Annotated in this window: 25 protein-coding genes; 13 read left to right on the forward strand and 12 right to left on the reverse strand. The window is 65.9% G+C overall.

The window, feature by feature from the left end; all coding sequences use genetic code 11:
- Nucleotides 1–13 precede the first annotated feature (13 nt).
- Nucleotides 14–616, reverse strand: coding sequence for a TetR/AcrR family transcriptional regulator (locus GM1_RS02350; protein WP_008376311.1), 603 nt, complete (start codon nt 614–616; stop codon nt 14–16).
- A 64-nt stretch (nt 617–680) separates the two neighbouring features.
- Nucleotides 681–1688 (reverse strand): AraC family transcriptional regulator, encoded by a 1008-nt coding sequence (locus GM1_RS02355; RefSeq protein ID WP_008376313.1) that lies wholly within the window; start codon nt 1686–1688, stop codon nt 681–683.
- A 158-nt stretch (nt 1689–1846) separates the two neighbouring features.
- On the opposite strand from GM1_RS02355, the gene GM1_RS02360 reads away from it, so the two are divergent.
- The 5 genes from GM1_RS02360 (at nt 1847) to GM1_RS02380 (ending at nt 6791) form a co-directional block, all read left to right on the forward strand.
- A complete protein-coding gene (locus GM1_RS02360; RefSeq protein ID WP_008376315.1) occupies nt 1847–2827 on the forward strand; it encodes a quinone oxidoreductase family protein in 981 nt (326 codons plus the stop codon).
- A 21-nt stretch (nt 2828–2848) separates the two neighbouring features.
- Entirely contained in the window at nt 2849–3730 is an 882-nt protein-coding gene (locus tag GM1_RS02365) for a TauD/TfdA dioxygenase family protein (RefSeq protein ID WP_008376317.1), read from the forward strand.
- 72 nt (nt 3731–3802) lie between these two features.
- Entirely contained in the window at nt 3803–4855 is a 1053-nt protein-coding gene (locus GM1_RS02370) for a beta-keto acid cleavage family enzyme (RefSeq protein WP_008376320.1), read from the forward strand.
- A gap of 23 nt (nt 4856–4878) precedes the next feature.
- Nucleotides 4879–6216 carry an MFS transporter gene (locus GM1_RS02375; protein ID WP_040519376.1) on the forward strand — a complete coding sequence of 446 codons (1338 nt, stop codon included), beginning with the start codon at nt 4879–4881 and terminating at the stop codon, nt 6214–6216.
- On the forward strand, nt 6213–6791 hold the full coding sequence (locus GM1_RS02380; RefSeq protein WP_008376324.1) for an RBBP9/YdeN family alpha/beta hydrolase: 579 nt from the start codon (nt 6213–6215) through the stop codon (nt 6789–6791). Before GM1_RS02375 ends, GM1_RS02380 begins: the two co-directional genes overlap by 4 nt.
- On the opposite strand, the gene bluB is transcribed toward GM1_RS02380, so the two are convergent.
- The 3 genes from bluB to GM1_RS02395 are packed head-to-tail and all read right to left on the reverse strand — an operon-like array spanning nt 6776 to nt 8752.
- Nucleotides 6776–7423, reverse strand: coding sequence for a 5,6-dimethylbenzimidazole synthase (gene bluB, locus GM1_RS02385; protein WP_008376326.1), 648 nt, complete (start codon nt 7421–7423; stop codon nt 6776–6778). The two genes, GM1_RS02380 and bluB, sit on opposite strands and share 16 nt — an antisense overlap.
- A 27-nt stretch (nt 7424–7450) precedes the next feature.
- Nucleotides 7451–7918, reverse strand: a complete 468-nt coding sequence (locus tag GM1_RS02390) for a nuclear transport factor 2 family protein (RefSeq protein WP_008376327.1) — start codon at nt 7916–7918, stop codon at nt 7451–7453.
- Nucleotides 7919–7966: 48 nt separating this feature from the next.
- Nucleotides 7967–8752: an SDR family oxidoreductase gene (locus GM1_RS02395; protein ID WP_008376329.1), complete on the reverse strand. Its 786-nt coding sequence runs from the start codon at nt 8750–8752 to the stop codon at nt 7967–7969.
- Between the two features lie 104 nt (nt 8753–8856).
- Here GM1_RS02395 and GM1_RS02400 point away from each other — a divergent pair, with 104 nt between their 5' ends.
- Nucleotides 8857–9720, forward strand: coding sequence for a MarR family transcriptional regulator (locus GM1_RS02400; protein WP_008376330.1), 864 nt, complete (start codon nt 8857–8859; stop codon nt 9718–9720).
- A gap of 13 nt (nt 9721–9733) precedes the next feature.
- Here the strand turns inward: GM1_RS02400 and GM1_RS02405 are convergent, their stop codons facing one another.
- Nucleotides 9734–11065, reverse strand: coding sequence for an HNH endonuclease signature motif containing protein (locus GM1_RS02405; protein ID WP_008376332.1), 1332 nt, complete (start codon nt 11063–11065; stop codon nt 9734–9736).
- 424 nt (nt 11066–11489) lie between these two features.
- Between GM1_RS02405 and GM1_RS02410 the strand changes: the two genes are divergently transcribed.
- Genes GM1_RS02410 through GM1_RS02420 form a run of 3 tightly spaced genes read left to right on the forward strand, consistent with a single transcriptional unit; the run spans nt 11490 to nt 13996 of the window.
- On the forward strand, nt 11490–12698 hold the full coding sequence (locus GM1_RS02410; protein WP_008376333.1) for a lipid-transfer protein: 1209 nt from the start codon (nt 11490–11492) through the stop codon (nt 12696–12698).
- The gene (locus GM1_RS02415) at nt 12695–13204 is read left to right on the forward strand and encodes a GNAT family N-acetyltransferase (protein ID WP_008376334.1); all 510 of its coding nucleotides are present in this window, start codon (nt 12695–12697) and stop codon (nt 13202–13204) included. The genes GM1_RS02410 and GM1_RS02415 overlap by 4 nt, the downstream gene beginning before the upstream one ends.
- Before the next feature lie 6 nt (nt 13205–13210).
- On the forward strand, nt 13211–13996 hold the full coding sequence (locus GM1_RS02420) for an acyl-CoA thioesterase domain-containing protein (RefSeq protein ID WP_008376335.1): 786 nt from the start codon (nt 13211–13213) through the stop codon (nt 13994–13996).
- Here the strand turns inward: GM1_RS02420 and GM1_RS02425 are convergent.
- From GM1_RS02425 to GM1_RS02435, 3 genes are all read right to left on the reverse strand, one after another.
- Entirely contained in the window at nt 13989–14933 is a 945-nt protein-coding gene (locus GM1_RS02425) for an alpha/beta hydrolase (protein ID WP_008376337.1), read from the reverse strand. The genes GM1_RS02420 and GM1_RS02425 overlap by 8 nt on opposite strands.
- 63 nt (nt 14934–14996) lie before the next feature.
- Entirely contained in the window at nt 14997–15758 is a 762-nt protein-coding gene (locus GM1_RS02430; RefSeq protein ID WP_008376338.1) for an SDR family NAD(P)-dependent oxidoreductase, read from the reverse strand.
- A gap of 31 nt (nt 15759–15789) precedes the next feature.
- Nucleotides 15790–17583 (reverse strand): acyl-CoA dehydrogenase, encoded by a 1794-nt coding sequence (locus GM1_RS02435; RefSeq protein WP_008376339.1) that lies wholly within the window; start codon nt 17581–17583, stop codon nt 15790–15792.
- A gap of 131 nt (nt 17584–17714) precedes the next feature.
- Between GM1_RS02435 and GM1_RS02440 the strand changes: the two genes are divergently transcribed.
- Nucleotides 17715–18320, forward strand: a complete 606-nt coding sequence (locus GM1_RS02440; RefSeq protein WP_040519377.1) for a TetR/AcrR family transcriptional regulator — start codon at nt 17715–17717, stop codon at nt 18318–18320.
- On the opposite strand, the gene GM1_RS02445 is transcribed toward GM1_RS02440, so the two are convergent.
- Nucleotides 18317–18994 carry a type 1 glutamine amidotransferase domain-containing protein gene (locus GM1_RS02445; RefSeq protein WP_008376344.1) on the reverse strand — a complete coding sequence of 226 codons (678 nt, stop codon included), beginning with the start codon at nt 18992–18994 and terminating at the stop codon, nt 18317–18319. The genes GM1_RS02440 and GM1_RS02445 overlap by 4 nt on opposite strands.
- Before the next feature lie 16 nt (nt 18995–19010).
- Nucleotides 19011–19583 (reverse strand): TetR/AcrR family transcriptional regulator, encoded by a 573-nt coding sequence (locus tag GM1_RS02450; RefSeq protein WP_008376346.1) that lies wholly within the window; start codon nt 19581–19583, stop codon nt 19011–19013.
- 60 nt (nt 19584–19643) lie between these two features.
- Between GM1_RS02450 and GM1_RS02455 the strand changes: the two genes are divergently transcribed.
- Together GM1_RS02455 and GM1_RS02460 are read left to right on the forward strand one after the other, a co-directional pair.
- Nucleotides 19644–20885, forward strand: coding sequence for an NADH:flavin oxidoreductase/NADH oxidase family protein (locus tag GM1_RS02455; RefSeq protein ID WP_008376347.1), 1242 nt, complete (start codon nt 19644–19646; stop codon nt 20883–20885).
- A gap of 10 nt (nt 20886–20895) precedes the next feature.
- Nucleotides 20896–21414 carry a hypothetical protein gene (locus GM1_RS02460; protein ID WP_008376348.1) on the forward strand — a complete coding sequence of 173 codons (519 nt, stop codon included), beginning with the start codon at nt 20896–20898 and terminating at the stop codon, nt 21412–21414.
- Nucleotides 21415–21436: 22 nt separating this feature from the next.
- Here the strand turns inward: GM1_RS02460 and GM1_RS02465 are convergent, their stop codons facing one another.
- Nucleotides 21437–22006 carry a TetR/AcrR family transcriptional regulator gene (locus GM1_RS02465; RefSeq protein ID WP_040519336.1) on the reverse strand — a complete coding sequence of 190 codons (570 nt, stop codon included), beginning with the start codon at nt 22004–22006 and terminating at the stop codon, nt 21437–21439.
- A gap of 111 nt (nt 22007–22117) precedes the next feature.
- Here GM1_RS02465 and GM1_RS02470 point away from each other — a divergent pair, with 111 nt between their 5' ends.
- Complete coding sequence (locus tag GM1_RS02470) at nt 22118–23836, forward strand: nitroreductase family deazaflavin-dependent oxidoreductase (RefSeq protein WP_008376350.1); 1719 nt, start codon at nt 22118–22120, stop codon at nt 23834–23836.
- The last annotated feature ends 11 nt before the right edge of the window (nt 23837–23847 follow it).

A 23847-nucleotide genomic window follows, 5' to 3' on the forward strand; every position in this document is an offset into this window, starting at 1 on the left:
CAAGAGCCGTGGATCAGGCAGAGATGCCCGCGACGGCGACGACCATGTCGATGACGCGTTCGAGGTCTCGTTCTGAGCGGGCGTTGTCCGGATTCACGACACTCTGCAAGAGCAGCCCGTCGATTCCGCCGACAAGAAGACGTGCGAGCTGACTGAACTCGAGCGCCGCCGTTTCTCCCGACCGGTCCGCGGCCGCGGTGAACCACGAGGTGACCGCATCGACGTACGAGTCGTATTGGCGGCGCGGAAGTTCTTGCAGCCCGGGCGTTCTCAAAGCGTGAGTGACCAGTTCGTACTGCAGAAGCTGGAGATCCGCATGCTCGACGACAAGCCTCGACCAGAACGTCCTGACGCCCTCGCGAATCGAGTTCTCCAACCCTGATTCGACCGATCCGGATGCCCGAAGAACACGTGCGATCTCATCGACGAGATCATCGATCACAGCCTCGAGGAGACCGAGCTTGGTGGGGAAGACGTACTGGAGGGTGCCGAGCGGAATCCCCGCCTCCGCAGCCACCACCCGCATCGACACACGACCGACCCCCTCACGCATCAACGCGACACGCGCAGCGTCGATCACCTGCCGACGACGTTCACCCGACTCGACGTAGACCATGCGGAATCCCTCCGATCACGAGCGGCACACCGTGACCGGCGGACCCATCAATCGAGTATCGCAGTCACCTGCCGTCAGACCGCGCAGCCCGCCACTCACGTGGGGTGCAGTCGAACCGCGCGCGAAACCACCGCGAGAAGTTCGACGGGCTCGCGAACCCGAGAATCGAGGCGATCTCGGTCAGCGAGTAGCGGCGACCGGCCACCAGATGGCCGGCGAGGGCCGCCCTGGTGTCGCCGACGACGGCGCTGAACGTCGTCCCCTCCGCACTCAATCGGCGGTGGACGGTGCGACGGTCGACACCAAGACTCCGCGCCACCTGATCGACCGAACACCGTCCGGTCGGCAAGAGCATCTCGACAAGCTGACGGGTTCGTTTGGCGACCGTGGGCGCATTCTCGGCACTCGTGTCGGCAAGCATCCGGCGTGTGTACTCGAGCAGCTGCGGATCCGACGCGCCGATCCTCGTGTCCAGGTCGGACGCGTGGAACGTGACTCCGTCGAAGTCACGGTCGTATCGTGCGAGGCCGGAGAACATACGCGTCGCCATCGCCTGGTCGACCGGAGGCGAGTGGGTGAACGACACCGACAGCGGACGCCACGTCGCAGGAGACAACTCCCTCATCAGCGAGTAGAGCACACCGACACCGAGGTCAATGGACTGCCGGTCCGGAGCCGGAACGCCCAGATCGATCTCGATCCGCACAGTGGCGACACCCTCGGCCTCCGACAGGCTGGTGTGCAACGCCTCGTTGTACATCCGCTCGTGACGAATCAGAAGTGTCAGCGCGTTCCGCATGCTCGACTCTTCGCGGAGCACAAGGCTCAACGGCCCGAGGTGTGACAGCCTGCGGAGTTCGGCGAGCCGCAGGCCGATGTCGTCGCGCTGCGCCTGTGCCGCCGTCGCTTCGAGCAGTTCGACGACGGCCTCCGCGGGAATCCACCTGTCCTGCAAGCTGATTCCGCCAGGATCGAGCCCAACCGATCGGAGCATTCCGAACGGGTCGACTCCGAGCGACCGCGCCAGATCGACGTAGTTCGCCAGCGAGGCGTACCGAGCCAGTGGTTTCACATCACTCCTTTCGACGATAGTGACTGCAATCACGACAGTGTCCCGATGTGAATAGTTCCGCGTCCCGCCAGGAACAGTTTATCGAGTTTGCGGCCCATAGTGTCGTTCGCATCACATCACGGCGAGGCCCCCGGGCCACTGAGAGGATCACGATTCACATGGCACAGGCGATTCGCTTCCACAAGGTCGGCGGACCCGACGTCCTCCAGCTCGAAGACGTCGTCGTCGGCGAACCGGGCGCAGGCGAGGTCCGCGTCCGCCACCACGCGATCGGCCTCAACTTCGCCGACACGTACTACCGCACCGGCCTCTACCCGGTCCCACTGCCCAACGGCATGGGCGTCGAAGCGTCCGGCGTGGTCGAGGCGGTCGGCGAGGGCGTCTCCGACTTCGCCGTCGGCGACCGGGTCACCTACACCTACACCGGCAGCCCGCTCGGCGCGTACAGCACCCACTTCGTGCTTCCGGCCTGCCACCTGATCGCGCTGCCGGACGAGATCTCGTTCGAGACCGCCGCGGCCTGCACCATGCGCGGCCTCACCGCCTCGTACCTGATGCGCCGCATCACCCAGTACCGCGAGGGTGACACCATCCTCCTGCACGCGGCCGCGGGCGGAGTCGGACTCATCGTCGCCCAGTGGGCCAAGATTCTCGGCCTCACAGTGATCGGCACCGTCTCCACCCCGCAGAAGGCCGCCGTCGCCGTCGCGGCCGGCGTCGACCACATCGTCTACTACCGCGATGAAGACACCGCCGCCCGGGTCCGCGAGATCACCGGCGGCAAGGGCGTCCCGGTGGTCCTCGACAGCATCGGCAAGGCCACCTACGAGACCTCGCTCGACTGCCTCGCCAAGCGTGGGCTCCTCGTCTGCTTCGGCACCTCGTCGGGCCCGGTCCCGCCGATCGACCCGATGCAGCTCGCCATCAAGGGCTCCCTGTTCGTGACCCGCCCAGGTCTGGCCGACTACATCGCCGACCCGGAAGAGCGTGCCGAACTCGCGGGCGAACTGTTCGGGCACATCGCCGCGGGCCGAATCACGGTCCAGGTCAACCAGAGCTACCCGCTCGCCGAAGCGTCGCGGGCCCACACCGAACTCGAGTCCGGCGCCCTCACCGGCTCGTCCATCCTCACCATCTGACCGCACGGAGGAGACACCGCCATGACACTCATGCACGACGCACCGCGCACCGCGATCCGGGCCGAACGCCTCACCGCTCACCTCGGAGCCGAACTGTTCGACGTCGACCTGGCCGCAGTCGCCCACGACGACGAACTGTTCGCCCAACTCCGCGGACTGCTCACCGAGCACAAAGTCCTCTTCGTCCGCGACCAGCCGATCAGCCGCGCCGACCACGTCGCACTGGCCCGCCGCTTCGGCGAGTTGGAGGACCACCCGGTCGCCTCGTCCGATCCCGACCACCCGGGACTCGTCCAGATCTACAAGGACCTCGACAGCCCGGCCGAACACTATGAGAACGCCTTCCACTGCGACGCCACCTGGCGCGAGTGCCCGCCGTTCGGCTCGATTCTGCGGTGCGTCGAAGGACCCGCGGTCGGAGGCGACACCATCTGGGTGGACATGGTCGCCGCCTACAACGCGCTTCCGGCCGACGTCAAGACTCGCATCGAGGGCCTGACCGCTCGGCATTCCATCGAAGCCAGCTTCGGCGCCGCGATGCCTGCCGAGAAGCGCGCGGGTCTGCACGCGTTGTACCCCGACGCCGAGCACCCCGTGGTCCGCACCCACCCGGACACCGGCGAGAAGATCCTGTTCGTCAACGCGTTCGCCACCCACCTGACGAACTTCCACACCCCCGACAACGTCCGGTTCGGCTACGACTACGCGCCCGGTGCGTCCGAGCTGCTGAATTACCTGGTCCGCCAGGCGTCCGTACCCGAGTTCCAGGTGCGCTGGCGATGGACGCCGAACAGCTTCGCCATCTGGGACAACCGCTGCACCCAGCACTACGCCGTCCAGGACTACTGGCCTGCCGTCCGCCGTATGGAGCGCGCAGGCATCGTCGGCGACCGGCCGTACTGACCCCTCGACTGCGCTCACAGACCACCCCTCGACTCCGCTCGGGGAACCTATCAATCACACAAGGAGATCACCATGTACTTCCACGACGACTCGTTCTTCCCGGAGACCCAGGAGAAGCAAGTCATCACCGTCGCACCGTACGGCCCGGAGTGGGAGGTCGACGACTTCCCGGAGGACCTGCCACTCAGCATCGACCAGCACGTCCAGCAGGCCGTCGACTGCTACGAGGCAGGCGCCACCGTGCTGCACATCCACGTCCGCGAACTCGACGGAAAGGGCAGCAAGCGGCTCTCCAAGTTCAACGAGCTCCTCGCCGGTCTGCGTGAGGCCGTGCCGGACATGATCCTGCAGGTCGGCGGCTCGATCTCGTTCGCACCCGAAGGGGAGGGCGCCGACGCGAAATGGCTGTCCGACGATACCCGCCACATGCTGGCCGAGCTCGACCCGAAGCCCGATCAGGTCACCATCGCCATCAACACCAGCCAGATGAACATCATGGAGCTGATGACCGAGGACGACATCGCCGGCACCTCGATGCAGCGCCCCGAGCTGTACGACACGTACCGAGAGATGACCGTGCCGGCCGGCCCCGCATGGGTTGAAGAGCACCTGCGTCGTCTCACCGCCAACGGCATCCAGCCGCACTTCCAGCTCTCGAGCATCCCGCAGTTGGAGACCGTGGAGCGCTTGATCCGTCGCGGCAAGTACATGGGCCCGCTCAACCTGACCTGGGTCGGCATCGGCGGCGGCTTCGACGGCCCCAACCCGTACAACATCACCAACTTCATGCAGCGCGTCCCGGACGGCGCGATGCTGACCCTCGAGACGCTGATGCGGTCGGTGCTCCCGGTCAACACCCTGGCCATCGCGATGGGTCTGCACACCCGCTGCGGCAACGAGGACACCATCTGGCGCCACAAGGGCGAGAAGATCACGTCGGTCGAGCAGGTCCGCCAACTCGTCCGCATCAGCAACGAGCTCGGCCGCGAAGTCGCCACCGGCAAGGAAGCCCGCGACATCTACCGCATCGGTGAGCAGTACGACTCGGTCGACGAGACGCTCGCCAAGCTCGGCTACGCGCCGAATCGTCAGCCCGGTCAGCTCGGTTTCACCCAGCACGCGTAAGGATTGAGACGACAATGGCCCTCATGACGCCTCGCGCGGCGCTCGATGCACCGGCCACGGTTGATCTGCCTGTGGGACGCACCTCGTCCCGCAGGCGGATCTACCCGTGGATCGTGTTCGGACTCGCATTCGCTCTGCTGCTGTCGGACTACATGTCCCGGCAGGTGCTCGCCGCGGTCTTCGTGCCGCTCGGGGAGGAGCTGGCCCTCGACAAGGGACAGCTCGGTTCGCTGATCTCGGTCGTCGCTCTGATGGTCGGACTGCTCACACTGCCGATCTCGATTCTCGCCGACCGGTGGGGCAGGGTCCGCAGCCTGGTGGTCATGGCGATCCTGTGGTCGATCGCCACACTGGCGTGTGCGTTCGCGCAGAGCTACGAACAGCTCCTGATAGCTCGCTTCTTCGTCGGTGTCGGCGAGGCCGCATACGGCAGTGTCGGCATCGCCTTGGTGCTGAGCCTGTTCGCTCCACGTGTTCATGCGGCCCTGTCCGCGGCGTTCATGGCCGGCGGATCGTTCGGGACCATGATCGGGACCGCCGTCGGCGGTGTCGTCGCCGTCCACTTCGGATGGCGCTGGTCGATCGGCGCGATGGCTGTGCTCGGCCTGCTCCTCGTCGCAGCGTTCAAGGTGATCGTCACCGAGACGAGGGTCCGCCGGCATCAGACCGTCGACGACGCCCCCGCCACGCCCGCGAAGGTCGAAACGCCCAAGGGTGCCAGAGCTCCGCTGTCGAGTCTGTTCACCAATCCGGCTGTCATCTGTGCCTATCTCGGGAGTGGCCTCCAGATGTTCATGGCCGCCGTGATGCTGACGTGGCTGCCGACGTTCTTCAAAGAGGAGTACACGATGACCGTCGACAAGGCGGGCGGCGCAGCAGCGTTCTTCGTCCTCCTCGTCGGCACCGGCATGATCGTGTGCGGCGTCATCGCCGACCGCGTCAGTCGACAGGACCCCACCCGCAAATGGACCGCAGGCATCGGATTCTGCTCGTTCGCATTCGTCTCGTTGATGATCGCGTTCCAGCTTCCGACCGGCGGACTCCAATTGACGCTGATGGCGGTCGGCGCGTTCTTCTCGGCAGGTTGTTCCGGCACCACGGCCGCGATGGTCGCGTCGCTGACCCACAAGTCGGTTCAAGCGTCAGCCATGGGAACGCTGACCTTGGCGAACAATCTCCTCGGCCTCGCCGCGGCGCCGTTCATCATCGGCGTGCTCGCCGACCACATGTCGCTTGCCGACGCCCTCGCGATCGCGCCGTTGGTCTACCTCCCGGCAGCCGCCGCGATGTACATCGGACGACGTCTGCACCCGCGTGGCCTAGCGAAGCTGCAGGCGCTGTCGACACGAGTCGACCGATGAGCGCGCCGACGGTGGTGATCGTCCCCGGCCTCCGCGGCGATGCACCGGCGCACTGGCAGGAGTTGTACGCGGCCCGGACACCCGGAACCGTCACCGTCGGATTCCCGCCGACGGACCGGTGGCACGACCTGCACGCCCGCACCGCGCTCATCGAAGACGCAGTCGCCGACGTCAACGGTTCGGTCATCCTGCTCGCCCACAGCGCAGGTGTGCTCGCCACGGTTCACTGGGCACGGACTCACGGTACGTCGACAGCCTCGGTGATCGGTGCCGTGCTGGCGACGCCGCCCGACTTCGACGTCGTCTGGCCCGCACCGCACCCGCGGCCCGCCGAGTTGGCCGCCGAGGGGTGGGCGCCGATTCCGCGTTCCAGGCTCCCGTTCCCGTCGGTCCTGGCTGCCAGTCGAAACGACCCGCTGGCACGTATGCGAACCAGCGCCGGATTGGCCGAAGTGTGGGGCAGCAGGCTCGTCGACCTCGGAGACGCGGGGCACCTCAATCCCGCATCGGGATTCGGCGAGTGGCCGCTGGTAGACGACCTGATCACCGAGATCGCGCTTCAGCGCACCTCGTAGCGGACTTCCGGGGAAGTGCGAGCCTGCCACCCGAGCCGTTCCAGCTCCGGTGTCTGCTCCAGCGTCTCCGGATAGCCCACACACAGATATCCGACAAGAATCCAGTCGCCCGGGACGTCCAACGCCCGGGCGACTGCGTCTGGTTCCACGATCGACACCCAGCCGACACCCACACCCCGAGCGCGGGCGGCCAACCACAGGGTGGAGATCGCCGTGACCACGGAGTACTCGAGCGTTTGTGGCATCGTTCGTCGTCCGAGGCCTGCGCCCTGATCCGGTTCGGGGACACAGAAGACCGCGAGGTGGACGGGTGCGTCGTCGAGTCCGGCGAGCTTGAGACCCGTGTACATCTTCGCCTTCTCGCCCCGATAGCCGTCCAGGGCTTCGGCGTTGCACCGCTCGAAGTTCGCCTTGACCGCCGCGCGGGGAGCGTCGGACACGACCTGGACCCATCGCCAGGGTTGACTGTTGCCGACCGACGGGGAGAGTTCCGCGGATGCGAGGATCTCATCGAGGACGCCGTCGGCGAGCGGATCGGGCCGAAACCGACGGACGTCGCGGCGCCAGCGAAGAAGTTCGTCCAGTTCGTCGACGAACTCAGCGCTGAACGTACCGTCCTTGTTCGTACCCATCGGCCGACCGTACCCCGTGGTGACGACTCAGTTGACCGCCGGTCCCGGTGTGATGTGCCATCCGCCTGCCGACAGGATCCCGACGGCCTCGTAGGTTCGGTCGTAGCCTGTCGAGGAGATCTTCCAGCCGCCGTCGGTGCGCCGGTACTCGTCGCGATAGAAGGCGGCTCCGATGATCATCCGGTCGTAGTCGGGGACGATCACTCGGTCCTGCAGGTACCAGGATCCGGTTGCGGTGTCGCCGTCGACGCGGATCACGGGGTGGTCCACACGGTGCTCGGTGATCAACGTGCCCTTCATCGCGCCGCGGAAGTAGTCGAGCACCGCATCGCGGCTCGTGAACGCGAGCTTCTTTCCGCCCATCTGAGTGCCGTAGTCGGTCACCACGTCGTCGGTGAGCGTCTCCGCGAGGGCGTCCCAGTCGCGGGTGTCGACGGCTCGCAGATAGCGGTACTTAAGTTCTTCGATCTCGCGGATCGTGTCGGGAGTGGTCATCGGGAGAGCCTTTCATCGGGGAGTGGTGTGGCGGGTTGTCGGCGAGTGTCACAGGTCGGGGATCGGCAGTGCGAAGTTCGGGGCGCCGAGACCGCCGTCCACCTCGACGATCTTGCCCGTCATATATCGGCCGGCGTCGCTGGCGAGGTAGACCGCGGTAGCGGCGATCTCGTCGGGTTCACCGATCCGGCGCAGCGGTGTCTTCTGCTCGATGGCGGTCCGCATGTCGTCGTTCTGTGCGACGTAGCCGAGCGCGGGCGTGAGGATCGACCCGGGTGCGATCGCGTTCACTCGAATGCGCGGGGCGAGGTCTTCCGCCGCGAGCCGCGTGTAGTGGGCCACTGCGGCCTTGGCGGTTCCGTACGCCAAATAGCCGCGGCCGGCGAACCGTCCGATCGATGACGACACGTTGATGATGGATCCGCCGTCGTCGTTCTTCAGCATTTCGGGCACAGCAGCGAGGCAGAGTGCGTGTGCTGTGCCGACGTTGAAGGAGAACGCTCCCACCAGGTCGTCGACCGATGTGTTCATGAACGGTTTGGGCATCGCGCCGCCGACGTTGTTGACGATCACGTCGAGCCTGCCGAAGTTCTCCGTTGCGGCCGTGACCAGAGCTGCCGGATCCGCGGACGCCAGATCGAGTGGGACGCTCACTGCACGACGTCCAATGGCGGTGATCTGCGACGCCACGTCCGCGAGGTCGGAGTCGGTGCGCGCGGAGATGACGACATCGGCGCCCGCCTCGGCGAATCCGAGCGCGATCGCCGCGCCGATTCCACGTCCGGCCCCGGTCACGATCGCCACGCGCCCGTCCATCTGAAACTTCTCGAGCATGTTCCTTTGACCCCTTGCTAATCGAATATTCGATCAATACGGTGTGAATATCCGGCACACCGTAGCCGCATCAACCGTTCGAAACAAGAGGGGACGCGCCGCACATGGCCGGTTCACCACCCACTCGTCGTGTGGTCGAGACGATCCAACTGCTCAGCGAGACCGACGAGCCTCGCACGATCGCTCAGATCGCCGACACCCTAGGCATCACCCGACCCACGATGTCTGCGATCCTTGCCGAACTCGACAGCGCGGGATGGGTGGTCCGCGACTCGTCGCGCGGCTACCGTGTTGGCGCCGCGGTTGCCGGACTGTCGCGCAGCGGGCCGGGGGAGTCGTCGATGGTCACTCCCGACGTCATCGCTGTCATGGAGGAACTCGCCGCCGAGACCGGCTGCGGCACCACCCTCAGCAGATTCACTGCCGACCGGATGACGGTCGTCGGCAAGGTCCACTCGCAGACTCGCCCGGTTCCCGGACTCGGTCTCGGACAGTCGTTGACCGTCGGCTATCCCGCGGGTGCAGCCGTGATGGCGATGCGCGGGGAGGACGAGCAAGCGGCGTGGGCCGGAGCGCATGGCGCTGACCCGGACCGTCGTCACGGTGTGCTCGACGTCGTGCGGGCGCTCGGCTATGCGGCGTATCGTCCCGCGTCCAGCGACGCGTCCCTTGTCGAATCGCTCGCGGATCTCCTCGGGGCGGTCGGGCCGATGTTGATCGACCCCGCCGTCCGTCGATCGGCGACGCGACAGCTCTCCGAGTTGAGTTCGCGCGCATATCGCTTGGACGATCTCAACACGCGCAGCCCGCTGCCACTCAGTTATCTCGCTGCGCCGGTTGCACAGCGCGGTTCGACCGATTACGAGTTGCAACTCGGTGTTCTGAGATCGGCGGTGCCTGCCGCCGAACGCACCGACCTCGGTCGTGCACTGGTGGAGGCAGCGTCCCGCGTGAGCGCCCTCTGGTGACCGCCCGGCCATCTCACGCCGCGTAGGCACTAGAGGTGAGGATTCTCCTCGCGTGGGACCTGATCGGGATCCGCGGTCGATCGGGCCGTGCCGGGTCGGCCGGTTCGAGGAACCAGGGGTGGCCGTCGTGGCCGATGAACACCTCCCACCCGCTCTGGTGGATCAGTGTGTGGTGCATCCGGCACAACAGCACTCCGTTGCCCAGGCTGGTCGCGCCTCCTTCTGACCAGGGCGTGCAGTGATGGGCGTCAGTCCAGGTCACTGGTCGTCCGCAGCCGGGGAATGCGCATCCGCAGTCCCTCGCAGCGAGGGCCTTCCGAATACCGGGTGTCATCAACCGCTGCTCCCGCCCCACATCCAGCGGGACGCCTCCTCCGTCGACGGTGATCCTGGTGACCGCCGAAGTGCACAGACTCAACGCGACCGTCGCCGGAGAGACGGGCCCGGTGAACCCGAGCCTGGCGACCCCATCACCAGGCACCCCGGAGGCCGGGATCACGATGCTCGCGTGCGGTAGGACACCGCCGCTGGTAGGCCTGTCCGATCCGGACAGGTACGTCCGGATGATCTGCCCGAGCGCATCAGCCCTGCGCTGCCTCGCGGACCGCGGATCAGCCGTGCCGTCCGGCAACGGCACCGGCCTGCACAGCGGATCTAGAGCCGCGTTCAACTCTTCACCGGTCACGACGTCGAGATCCATGGTGGCCTCGACGCGTCCTTCGTCGTTCAGATACAGGGACATCTCGTTGAGTTCCGGATTCTCCGACGCCGGAATCAGATCCGGATCATCCGAGTCCGCGGCCAACGCGATCGCCTCCCGCTTCGCCGCGGCCTTCACCTCGGCCGGCGTGGTGTTCAACGCGAGCTTGCGGGCCAACCGTTGCTGCTCGTCGGGGTCGAGCGGAACCCGCTTCGCAACGGTCGCAACACCGACTCCGATCGCATCGGCGATTTCCGCGGACATCGACCCGTCGCGCATCCCGCGTCCGACGTTGGCGAACCGCTCGGCGTGGTGACCATTGCGAACAGTTCGATCCGCCACGGCGGGTGGGACACCGATCTCGGTCAGCAGCATCTTCGCTGACCGGAGGTGTTTGCGGAACGGGATCCCCGCCCGCTCCGCGGTGCGAACCAGTTGTGCTTGGGCCGCGTCGAGAACATTGCGGGCCCGGGCGACTTCCACGATCGCCGACAGAATGTCGGCGTCGTCGGCGCCGACCTTGCTCGCCGACGCCAGACGGCAGGCCAACCTGGTCGACTGCCCGGAGTCGGTCTCGGTGGCGGTGGGTGGTGCGAGTTCGTCGACGATTCTGTCGGTGAGCTCGCGCACAATAGACATGAACATGACAAACCTCCTAAAACCAAAGGGGTGGCAACAAGCGTGAACCACCAGCGGTTCGGCAGCGACCTCCGACAGCACCACCCACCCACAAGCGGGTGGTGCCCGTCGGCTGTCACGAAGTGCCGGGTCACCAGCCCGGCCAATGCCGCTGCGAGTCTCCCTTGGCTCGCACTCTCACCCGAGGAACGAGCAGTCTGTAACGGGTTCGCCTGACTGCAGCGCGCTATCGACTTGTCAAAGAACCTTCGCCCCCGGCGTCAACCGGAAACTAGCTAAATGATATAGATCACCTCTGACAAAAACGTTTGTTCGATTACGCGGACCGCTGAGATCGCCTCGACGAAAGCCGAACGGGCAAAATCAAACACCCTCGGCACGTCGTGCGGTAGAACCGGTTACAGAAATCGGAGACGGAAGAGGAACAAGAATGGCAGGCGACAGGGTCTTCGTCATAGGTGTCGGGATGACCAAGTTCGAGAAGCCCGGGCGACGTCGGAACGACGACGGCTCGGTGTGGGATTACCCCGACATGGCTCGAGAAGCAGGAACGGCAGCTCTGGAAGACGCCGGCGTCGACTACACCGACATCGAGCAGGCCTACGTCGGCTACGTCTTCGGTGAGTCGACCGCTGGTCAGCGTGCCGCGTACGAACTCGGCCTGACCGGCATACCGATCGTCAACGTCAACAACAACTGTTCGACGGGGTCGACTGCGTTGTTCATGGCGGCTCAAATGATCCGCGGTGGGCTCGCCGACTGCACCCTGGCCTTGGGATTCGAAAAGATGCAGCCGGGCTCCCTTGGAGCAACGTTCGACGACCGCGAGAACCCCCTCGCACAGCACATGACCGCCCTCGGGAAGATCGCCGAGTTCGCGATGCCGCCCGCGCCGTGGATGTTCGGCGTCGCCGGCCGCGAGCACATGCAGCAGCACGGCAGTACCGCCGAGCACTTCGCGAAGATCGGCGTCAAGAACCACCGGCACTCGGTGAACAACCCGTACTCGCAGTTCCAGGCCGAGTACACCCTCGACGAAGTCCTCGCGTCGCGCTCGATCTATGAGCCGCTGACGAAGCTGCAGTGTTCGCCGACGTCGGACGGTTCCGGCGCCGTTGTGCTCGCGTCCGAAGCGTTCGTCGACAAGCACGGCCTCGCTGGGCGAGCGGTCGAGATCGTCGGACAGTCGATGACGACGGACTTCGCGAGCACCTTCGACGGATCGGCGAAGAATCTCATCGGGTACGACATGAACGTGCAAGCGGCACGACGCGTGTACGACCAGTCCGGCCTCGGCCCGGACGAGTTCCAGGTGATCGAGCTGCACGATTGCTTCTCAGCGAACGAACTGCTGTTATACGAGGCTCTCGGACTGTGCGCCGAAGGCGACGCGCCGCGGCTGATCGACGGCGGCGCGACAACCTACGGCGGCAAGTGGGTCGTGAACCCGTCCGGCGGCCTCATCTCGAAGGGCCACCCCCTCGGCGCAACCGGTCTCGCCCAGTGCTCCGAACTCACATGGCAGCTTCGCGGTGACGCTGACAAACGCCAGGTAGACGGCGTGACCGCAGCACTCCAGCACAACATCGGGCTGGGCGGCGCCGCAGTGGTCACGGCCTATCAGCGAGCGGATCGATGACGATCCGCCTCGCGCGTTCATCAGAACTGTCGACGATCGGAGAGATCGAACGGGCAGCGGGTGTGCTCTTCGCGGAGATCGACATGGCGCCGGTCGCGTTCGACGAACCGATGACGATTGAGGAACTCGAACCGTTTCTTGCGAACGGTCGTCTGTGGGTGGCGGTCGACGCGGACGATCAGCCGATCGGCTACGCCTGCGCCGCCGAGGTCGACGGAGTGGCCCATCTCGAGCAGGTGTCGGTGCGCCCCGCCCACGGGCGCTCCGGGATCGGCGCGGCGCTTATCAAGACGGTGATCGACGATGCCCGGACGAGCGGCTCGTCCGCGGTCACCTTGACGACATTCGTCTCCGTCCCATGGAACGGGCCGTACTACCGACGCCTCGGCTTCGAGTTCCTGCCGATCGCCCGCGAAACACCGGGACTGCGCGCAATTCGCGCAGCGGAGGCCGACCACGGCCTCGACCGATGGCCACGCGCTTGCATGCGCCTGGATCTGGACTGACCACGGATGGCCTTCTTCACGGTCCGAGACGACACGTCCTTGCACGCGGAGCCGCTCGCGATCAGTCCATGGTCGGCCACCCAGGTCGGCGGATACGCGGTCTGCGGCGCCCTCGCGCGGGCCGTCGAAGCCGAGATGGCCGACTCCGGATTGTCGCCCCTGCGGTTCACCGTCGACCTTGTGAAACCGGTCCGGTCCGACGGATTCACGACGCGATCCTCGGTGGTCAGGCGGGGCCCGCGGATGTCCGTGGTCGACGCCGCAGTAGTGCAGGACGGCGAAGTGCGAGCGCGCGCGACATCGGTGTTCGTCGTGCCGAGTGACGAACCGCCGGGGGAGTTGTGGCAGTCCGCCGAACCGCTCCCGACTCCGCCGGAAGGTGCGGACGTCGTCGGTCCGCCGCTGATCACCAGCGGACACAACGGTTGGTCACGCGACTACCGAATGCACCAGAACGCCGGACGCAAATCTGCGTGGCAGACGTTCCCGCCTCTCGTCGCGGGAGAAGACATGACGCCGTTCCAACGTGCGGTGACGATGTCAGAGACGACCAGCCTCGTGTGCCACTGGGGTACGGAGGGCGCCGGCTTCATCAACACCGACGCCACGCTGGCGCTGGTCAGGCTCCCGATCGGCGGCAGCGTGGGTCTCCGCGCCGACAGTCAGACCAGCAGCGCCGGGCTGTCGGTGGGCACAGCGACGATGTTCGACAGGCACGGCGTCGTCGGACATTGCACAGTCACCGCGATCGCCAACGCGCGCCGCCAGGTGGACCTCGGCGGGATCATCTGAACTCGGCGAGTCGAGCCTGGCAGAACCTGTCGATGGCGTCGACCATCTGATCCAGGCCAGGCTGCTCCAGCGGATAGTGTCCGGCGTTCTCCAGCATCACGATGTCCACCGGCACCCGCGAGACGCGATTCAAGAACGGCGTCGACAGCGCCAGCGGCGTCCATCTGTCGGCAGCCGGCTGGGTCAGCAGAATCGGGCAGACGTCGAACTGCTCCGGCGATTCGGGCGCACGGTAGTTGAGGTACGAGTCGAGGAACGCCACCGACACCGAGTTGCCCGCGGATGTGCGGTCGCGGTAGCAGTCCTTCTTCGCGGCAGGCGAGTTGACCAGGGCCCGCATCTTGCTCACCCAGCGCATCGGGACTCGTGCCCGCCGGGCGGGGGTACGGGCCAAGAGTTTCATGACGGGCCCGCCCACGGCGCCTGTCACCGGGTCGAACGCCGTGTCGCGACGCACCTTCGCCGACGACTGGTCGAGGAACGTCATGCCGACGATCCCCGCGACGCTCCGGTTCGTCGACGCCACGTGGAACGTCTCCATGCCGCCAGCGGACAGACCGTACAGCACGATGGGCCGACCGTCTCGTTCCTTCTCAACCAGCGCCGATCCGATCCGGACCCAGTCGTCATACGTGACGAGCGAGTCTTCGGCGACGTCGGTGACGCCATAACCCGGCATGTCGATCGCCACTGTCTCGTAGCCGCGGGACGCGAGCGGCCGCCCGAGGATGAGTGACATCTGGCGGCCGTTCGTCCCGACGCCGTGCAGCAGGATCACCTTCACCGGCGCATCCGGATTTCGGTAGGCGTCGAGATGGATGCGGTGACCGCTGTGCTCCCACCACTCCTCGGCCGGCTCCGTCTCCGATGTGAGCCGATAGTCCTCGGGAAGGTGCCGCTGAACAGTTCTCCAGGCGTCCTGAGTTCGGTAGTCCACCCGACCAGTGTGACCAATCGCGACGCGCGTGACCAGACCCAGCCAGTCGCCACCACTGTCGAGCTAGGTGATGGTCACCCCGCCGTCGACAGTGATCGTCTGTCCGGTGACGTAGCCACCGGCGGGGGACGCCAGCCAGACCATGGTCGCCGCGATCTCCGCCAGATCGCCCATGCGGCCGAGGATCACGCGGGGCAGCAGTGATTCGATGTACCCCGGGTCGTATTCATCGGTCATCTCGGTGGCGAAGAAGCCTGGCGCGATCCCGTTGACGCGGATGCCCTTCCGCGCACCCCACTGCTGCGCGAGGTCACGGGTCAAACCGATGACACCGGCCTTGCTCGCGCTGTACGCGGCTTGGGGGAGACCGGCCGTGGTGATGCCGAGAATGCTCGCGATGTTGATGACCGAGCTTCCCGGCCGCATGACCCGACCACAAGCCTGAGCAGCCCAGTACGACCCGTTGAGGTTCACGTCGATCACCGAACGGAACTGTTCGGGAGTCTCGCGGGTGGCCGGGTACGCGCTTCCGACGCCGGCATTGTTCACCAGCACGTCGACCTTGCCGAACTCGGCCACCGCGGCCTCGACCATCGCGCTGCAGGAGTCGGGGTCGGAGACGTCGGTCTGCACGGCGAGCGCCTTGCGACCGGTCTTCTCGACCAGCTCTGCGGTGGCGACCAGCTTGTCGACCCGGCGGGCGGCGAGCACAACGTCGGCCCCTGCTTCAGCAGCCGCCTGCGCAAACGCGACGCCGAGGCCGGACGACGCACCGGTGACGATGACGACGCGGTCGTCGAGGCGGAAGGAATCAAGAACACTCATCTGATCAGCTCCTCGGGAAGGTCGGGTGGGGTCAGAACCACGCGGGGTTCATGTCGGTGGTGGTGGTGTCACGCGATGCGAGCAGGTCGATCCACGGGCCGGTCTGGGGCAGTTCGTGAGCGAAGAAGTACCGCGTCGCCATGCGCTTGCCGTCGTAGAAGTCGCCGACCTGTCCGTCGGCCGCGAGGAACTGCTCGAGCCACAGCCACGCGACGACACCATGACCGAAGGCCTCCAAGTAGACGCTCGCATTGGCCAAGGCGGAAACTGGATCGGCGTCGGCCCACAGTGCATCGGTGACACTGACGATGCGGGTCCATGCGGTGTCCAACTGGTCCGCGTATTCGCTCGCGTCGCCGTCCGCCTCACGCCCTGCGGCGACGGTGGCCGCGATCCGTTCGGTGAGAAGGGCGAGGCCCCGGCCGCCGCGCATGATCACCTTGCGGCCGAGCAGGTCGAGCGCCTGCACACCGTGGGTTCCCTCGTGAATCGGGTTGAGTCGATTGTCCCGGTAGTGCTGTTCCACGTCGTAATCACGGGTGTACCCGTATCCGCCGTGCACCTGAATCGCCAGGTCGTTGGCTTTGAGACACCACTGCGACGGCCAACTCTTCGCGATCGGCGTCAGGACGTCGAGCAGCAGGCCGAGGTCTGCGGCCTTCTCCGGATCGGTCTCGACTGCGAGGTCGTCGACGATTCTGGAGCTGTAGAGGCCGAGGGCGAGTCCGCCTTCGACGTACGCCTTCTGCGCGAGGAGCATCCGCCGGACGTCCGGATGCTCGATGATCGCAACCGGCGGCGCCGACGGATCTTTCGCCCCGAGCGGCCGACCCTGCGTGCGGCCCGCAGCGTACTCGACCGCCTTCAGATAGCCGACGTAACCGAGGGCGGTGGCGAGGAATCCGACGCCGATGCGAGCCTCGTTCATCATGTGGAACATGTACGAGAGGCCCTTGTGCTCCTCCCCGACGAGGTAGCCGACCGCGCCCGCACGGCCGCCCGGCAGATGCGTGCCGTCACCGATCGCGAGGGCTGCGTTCGTGGTGCCGCGGTTGCCCATCTTGTGGTTGAGTCCAGTCAGCGTGATGTCGTTGCGTTCGCCGATCCCGTCGCCGTCGGGGAGGAACTTCGGAACGATGAACAGCGAGATGCTCTTGACGCCGGGTTCGCCGCCAGGCGTCTTCGCGAGCACGAGGTGGACGATGTTCTCGGAGAGGTTCTGGTCTCCTCCGGAGATCCACATCTTCGATCCAGTGACGCGGTATGTGCCGTCGTCCTGCTTCTCTGCACGCGTCGCGACATCGGCGAGCGACGATCCGGCTTGCGGCTCCGACAGGCACATGGTGCCGAACCAGCGACCCTCGAGCATGGGCTTCACAAAGGTCTCGACCTGGTCGCCGGTCCCGTATTCGGCGAGCAACGCGGCGTTCGCGGTGGTCAGAAGCGCATAGGACGACGTTCCCGCGTTGGACGCCTGCAGCCAGGCCATGGATGCGCGGGCGACCGTCGTGGGCAGTTGCATGCCACCGATCGACTCATCGAAGGTTCCGGTGATCAGACCCGACTCGCCGTAGGCGTCGAGGGCGGCCTTGACCGCCGGGATCGTCTCGACTGTCCCGTCCGGCAACATGTGCGGCTCGTTTGCGTCGGCGTCCCGGTTGTGGGGGATGAAGTGCTTCTCAGCGAGATCGGCGGTCAGGTCGAGAACAGCGTCGAACGTGTCCCTGGAATGTTCGGAGAATCTGCCATGCGCTGTCAACGACTCGACGTCGAGCCATTCGTACAGGAGGAAGTCCAGATCACGTCGAGACAGTGCGTGCGCCATGAGAGTTCCGATCGGAGATGTCGCGTACAGGAGACAGAAAACTATGCGTTCGTATAGTTTCTATTCATACGCATACTTCAGCACAGTTGCCCGAGTGTCAAGGACCAAGGAAGGATATCCACGTGTCGAACATGACGGAGGCCGAACTGGCCGAGCATCTCGGAACATCGAAGGCCGCAGCCCGCATCCGCACAGCGGCCGGAGACGTGTTCGCAGCACGCGGCTACGGCGTCGCAACCACACGCGAGATCGCCGCGAGCCTCGACCTGAGCCCCGGTGCCGTGTATCCGCACTACAAGACCAAGGAGTCACTGCTCTTCGCCATCGCACTCGAGGGGCATTGGCGGGTACTGCAGACGGCTACAGACGCCGACGATCCAGCATTGCCGCCGTCGGAACGTCTATCCGCAGTGACGCAAGCATTTGTCCTCTGGCACGCGCAACGCACCGCGATCTCCAGCGTCATTCAACACGAACTGCGGTCACTCGAACCCGAGCATCTCGCCGTGATCGCCGACATCAGGCGCTCGACGACAGCCCTCTTCGACTCGATACTTCAAGCCGGAGTCGACGCCGATGTGTTCCACGTCGACGACGTGTCGACGGCGACCCTCGCGATCACCTCGCTCGCCATCGACGTCAGCCGCTGGTTCCCGACCAAGCGGGTCTCCGACGCCGAAGAACTGTCGCGACGCTACAGCGACATCGCGCTTCGCATCGCGGGCGCCACGCCCTAAAGAGTCTCGACGATGAGCTTGGCAGTCGCCTTCGCCGATCCCGGGTTCTGCCCGGTGACGAGGTTGCCGTCAGCGATCGCGTACGACATGAACGGAATCCGCCCCTTCTCGTACAGTGCGCCGCGAGCCTTCATCTCGTCTTCGGCGTTGTAGGGCACGAGTTTGTCGACCCGGGCCAGCTTCTCCTCCTGCCAGGCGAACCCGGTGACGCGCTTGCCGTCGACGAGGTTCGTGCCGTTCGACAGGGTGATGTCGAGCAGTCCGCAGTAGCCGTGGCACACCGAGGCGACGACCCCGCCGTTCTCGTAGATCTCTCGGCTGATCCGCTGCAGCCCTTCGCTGCCCGGGAAGTCGTACATCACCGCGTGACCGCCGGTGTAGAAGATCGCGTCAAAGTCGGCCGGATCGATCTGATCGGGACTGCGCGTGTCGTCCAACAGCGCCATTCGAGCCGGGTCACGGTGCCACGCCTTGGCGCTCTTGTCGTAGTTCGGAAACTTGAGCGACCGCGGTTCGAGCGGCGAATGACCACCGGCCGGACTGACGATCACCTGCTCAAAACCCGCTTCCTCGAACACGTCCCACGCGTGCGTGAGTTTGGACAGCCAGAGGCCGGTCGGATGTGTCGGATCGTCGTAGTGGGCGATGTTGGTGACAACGTTGAGAATGCGCATGGTGACTCCAGGTTCGTCAGTGGACGGCGAGGACTGCAGAGAACGCGGCATGAACTCGCTCGGCGATCTCCTCGTTGGACTCGGCGGGCAGCTTCCCGTCGAGGAACAGATACGCGAGGCCGTGAGCGAGGGCCCAGCCGCCGGTCGCGAGGTTCTCCGCGTCCGAATCGGGGTAGACCGTCGCCATGCCGATGCGGAGGAGCTCTCGGATGTCTTCGGCCGCCTGCACTCGATCGGCGTTGCCCTCGTCGCACGCGTTGTTGAACATCAGCCGGAACAGTTCCGGTCGGCGTAGACCGAACTCGACATAGGCGACCGCGAAGTCGGCGAGATCCGTGGGTTGGGTCAGCATCGAGCGGCCATTGAGCAGGTCTGCCTTCAGGTCGCGCAGCCCCTGCGCGGCGAGAGCGGATTCGAGAGCATCCCGGTCCGTGAAGTGGCGGTACGGAGCCGTCGGCGAAACGCCCGCCTCGCGAGCGATCGCGCGCAGCGAGAAGGGCTCGCCCGCCTCGAGCAGGCCCATTGCCGCCTCCAGCAGCGACGCACGCAGGTCGCCGTGATGGTACGCACTCTTGGTCGATGTTGACACCGCTAACTTCCCTCTCTAGCGTGATGTGTACACCGTCAACATACCGTAGAAGGAAGCACGATGCCAGCGACAGCCGATTCTCCCGTCTTCACACCGTTCAGGCTGCCGAGTGGCGCGCTGATCCCGAATCGCCTCGCCAAGGCCGCCATGGAGGAGAACATGGCCGTCTTTGGACAGCTTCCCGACGAGTCGCTGCTCCGCCTCTACCGCCGCTGGAGCGAGGGCGGCGCCGGACTGCTCATCACGGGCAACGTGATGGTGCACGCCGAGGCGCTCACTGGCCCGGCGGGCGTCGTCCTGAACAACGATTCGCCGATCGAGCCGTTCCGCGAGTGGGCGAGTGCCGCCAAGTCGGGCGACTCGCAGGTGTGGATGCAGATCAATCACCCAGGACGCCAGGTCCGCGCCGACATGCCGGGCGTAGCGTGGGGCCCGTCAGCCGTCCGAGTCGAACTGGGCAAGAACACCAAGCGCTTCGCCCAGCCCGTGGCCATGACGGAAGAGCAGATCCACCAGACCGTGACTCGTTTCGCCGACACTGCTGCACGCGCCGAGGAGGCAGGCTTCGACGGAGTCGAGGTTCACGCCGCACACGGCTACTTGCTGTCACAGTTCCTCTCGCCGCTGTCGAACCGGCGCGACGACGACTGGGGTGGACCGCTGGAGAACAGGGCCCGCCTCCTTCTCGACATCGTTCGGGCGGTGCGCGCCCGCGTGTCGCCAACCTTTGCGGTCGCAGTGAAACTGAACTCGGCCGATTTCCAACGCGGCGGATTCGACGCCGACGACGCCGCAACCGTGATCGGAATGCTCGCACCGCTGGGGGTGGACGTCGTTGAGCTGTCCGGCGGCAGTTACGAAGCACCGGCGATGACCGGCCAGGCAGGTGACGAGCGCAGCCGATCGCGCGAGGCGTACTTCCTCAGCCTCGCCGAAGAGCTCGCCGCAAGCAGCCCGCTGCCCCTCATGTTGACCGGCGGCGTCGTCCGACGGTCCGTCGCCGAGGAAGTTCTTGCCGGGGGAGTCGACATAGTCGGCATGGGCACGGCACTCGCGATGAACCCGGAGCTGCCGAATCAGTGGCGACACAACGCCGACGAGGCCGTCGAGGTGGCTCCGGTGCGCATGAGCGACAAGGCCGTGGCGTCTGCCGCAAGCATGACGCGTGTCCGCCGCCAGCTGCGACGACTCGGAAAGGGTCACTCCCCGAAGCCGGGCGCCGATCCGAAGGTCGCGCTCGTCGTCGAGACCGTACTGCAGTCGTTCGCGCTTCGCCGCTACCGCCGATGGCTCGCCGACTAGTCTTCGGGACATGACGAAGACACCCTCATCGGAGGAGATCACCGACTCTGAAAAGGTCGGATACCTCAAGGAGCGGGTGTACGTCGCATTCACCGGCCTCGCCATTGTTGTCGCTCTGTACACGGGGGACGTCCATCATCGAACGCCGGGCCAGTCGTTCGCGACGCTGATGCTCGGAGTCCTCGGGGTCACGTCGGCAGCATTCGCGTCGGACGTCATCGCTCATCTCGCGGTGCACAAGCACTTCCCGGACGTCCGCACGCTCGGCGTGATCGCTCGGACCACACTCGGCGCTCTGAGCTCGCTGGTGCTGCCCGCACTTCTCATCCTGGCAGCGGCGTGGGACGCCATCGAGATCGAGACCGCACTGCTCGTAGCGGGCGGCATCTACGTCGCCGAGCTCGCGTTGATCGTGTGGCTCTCGGTACGCAGCGCGGCGATCAGCTGGCAGCAGCGGGCCGCCGCGATGCTGATTCTTGTCGGGATCGGTGTCGCCGTGTTGGCGATCCAGGTGCTCGCACACGCCTAGGGCGTGTCTGCGATGACCGAGGTCAGTCGAGGGCCGGGACGGCCGAAAGGTGCAGAGCGACGAGTTCGCGCAGCCTGATTGCAACCTCGGTCAACGGGCGGGTCGAATGTTGCGCCTGCGAGGCGATCACCGCGCCTTCGATGGCGGAGACGATGGTGATCGCCAAGGACTTCGCGGTGTCCGTGTCGATTCCGTCGTCGACCATTCGATCACGGACGAGCTCGTGCCACTGATCGAAGATGTCGCCCGCCAAGTCGGCGGCCGACGGCGCGTCGGCGCGGCCCAGTGCTGCGGCGACCACCGGACACCCCGCGTCGAATTCGGTGGAAGTGAGGACCTCCACCCACATGTCACTGAATGCACTGATGGGATCGGGCGAGTCGAGAATCCCCTCAATCGTCTGGGTGATGATCGCGCCGGACGCACGTGTCGCTTCGGTGACGAGCTCCGACTTTCCATCCGGAAAGTTGAGGTAGATCGACCGGCGAGCAACCCCGCTCGTCGACAGAATGTCCGACAGCGATGTGCCGGCCACGCCGTGACAGCGCATCAGCGATGCCGTCGCCTCCAGCAGCCGATCCTTCACACTCATCTGACTCCCTCTCATTCCGCCCTTGAAATATACCAATCGGTCTCCTAGTGTGGGCGAAGTAGACCGATCGATATAGTTCGTTCGGCACCCGACCCCGTGAGGACTCCTTCGATGACCGACCTCGACACAGCCGCCATCACTGCACCGCTCACCTTGCCGTCCGGGCAGACGCTCGCCAACAGGCTGATGAAATCAGCGCTCAGTGAAGGACTCGCCGACGGCGACGGGTCACCCGACGACCGACTGGTCCGGCTCTACTCCCGGTGGGCCGACGGCGGCTTCGGTCTTGTGGTGACCGGCAACGTCATGGTCGACCGGCGCCAGCTCGGAGAGCCGGGCAACGTCGTCATCGAAGACGAGAGTCGTCTCGCCGAGTTCGCGCGATGGGCTGACGCGGCGAAGCGCGGAGGTTCACGCGTGTGGATGCAGGTGAATCATCCCGGCCGACAGGCGAACCCGCTCCTCGGAGCGTCGTACACAGTGGCGCCGTCGGCGATCGGCATGAATCTGCCCGGCATCCCCACGCCACGCGCGCTCACCGGGGACGAGATCGTGGACCTGATCGAACGGTTCGCGACGGCTGCGCGGGTCGCCGAAACGGCTGGATTCGACGGTGTGCAGATCCACGGAGCACACGGATACCTGGTCTCGCAGTTCCTGTCGCCACTGAGCAATCGGCGCACCGACGAGTGGGGCGGCAGCGTCGAGACCCGAGCACGCTTCCTCCTTGAGATCATTCGCGCCATTCGCTCGGGCGTCCGGCCCGACTTCGGCGTCGGTGTGAAGCTGAACTCGGCAGACTTCCAGCGCGGCGGATTCACCGAGGACGACTCGAGAGCCGTTATCTCCCTGATCACGAACGAACAGATCGACATGATCGAGATCAGCGGTGGTAGTTACGAGTCTCCCGCCATGATGGGACGGCCCGTCCAGTCGGACCAGACCCGAGCCCGCGAAGCGTACTTCCTCGAATACGCCGACACAGTTCGTGAACTGGCGGGAGACATTCCTATAGCAGTGACCGGCGGATTTCGGTCGCGGGAGGCGATGGCCGACGCTGTCGACGGCGGTCATTGTGACCTCGTCGGTCTAGGTCGTCCCACGACAATCACCCCGGACGCGGCACGCCGAATCATCGACGGAATCGCCGACGTGCTGCCGTCACGAACCGTGCAGCTCCCTCTTCCCAGCAGCGTGCGGACGGCTGCGAGTCAGGCGAAGACCATCGAAGGTGCGCTCGACCTGCAGTGGCACGCTGACCAACTGCGCCGGATGGGCGACGGGAACGAACCCGATCCGCAGCGCGCGATCTGGCGCACCGCGGTCGGCGCAGTGCGGCACAACGGCCTCGACGCCTTCCGCAGCCGGCGCGGGGGAGCAGCGTCCGCGGATACCAAAGCGCTGCGAAAGTTCCGATTCGAGCGTGCCGTCGGCAGGCGGCTGATGAACCCGACGGTGGCATTCGCTCAACGACTCGGCTTCGGCGGGCGGCTGGCGACGCACCTCGAGACCACCGGCCGCAAGAGCGGCGAGACCCGGGTGGTGCCGGTGTCGGCGGTGTTCGACGATGAGGGCGCCTGGGTGATCAGCCAGCACGGAACGCGTTCGGGCTGGGCTCTGAACGTCCTCGCCGATCCGAGCGTCCGGATCCGCCAAGGCGACGAGTGGCGTACCGGTACCGCAACGGTCGTGCACGATGACGACGTCCGCGCCCGAGCACGGACCTTCGCACCGCATCCGGCGCTGGCCGGGGTCACCGCCGCCACCTTCCAGGCGATGGAGAGCGACCCAGTCTCGGTGCGGATCGTCTTCGATCGCGACATCGACTGACGGGCACAGTA

It is taken from the genome of Gordonia malaquae NBRC 108250 (assembly GCF_000344135.1).
Lineage (GTDB): Bacteria > Actinomycetota > Actinomycetes > Mycobacteriales > Mycobacteriaceae > Gordonia > Gordonia malaquae.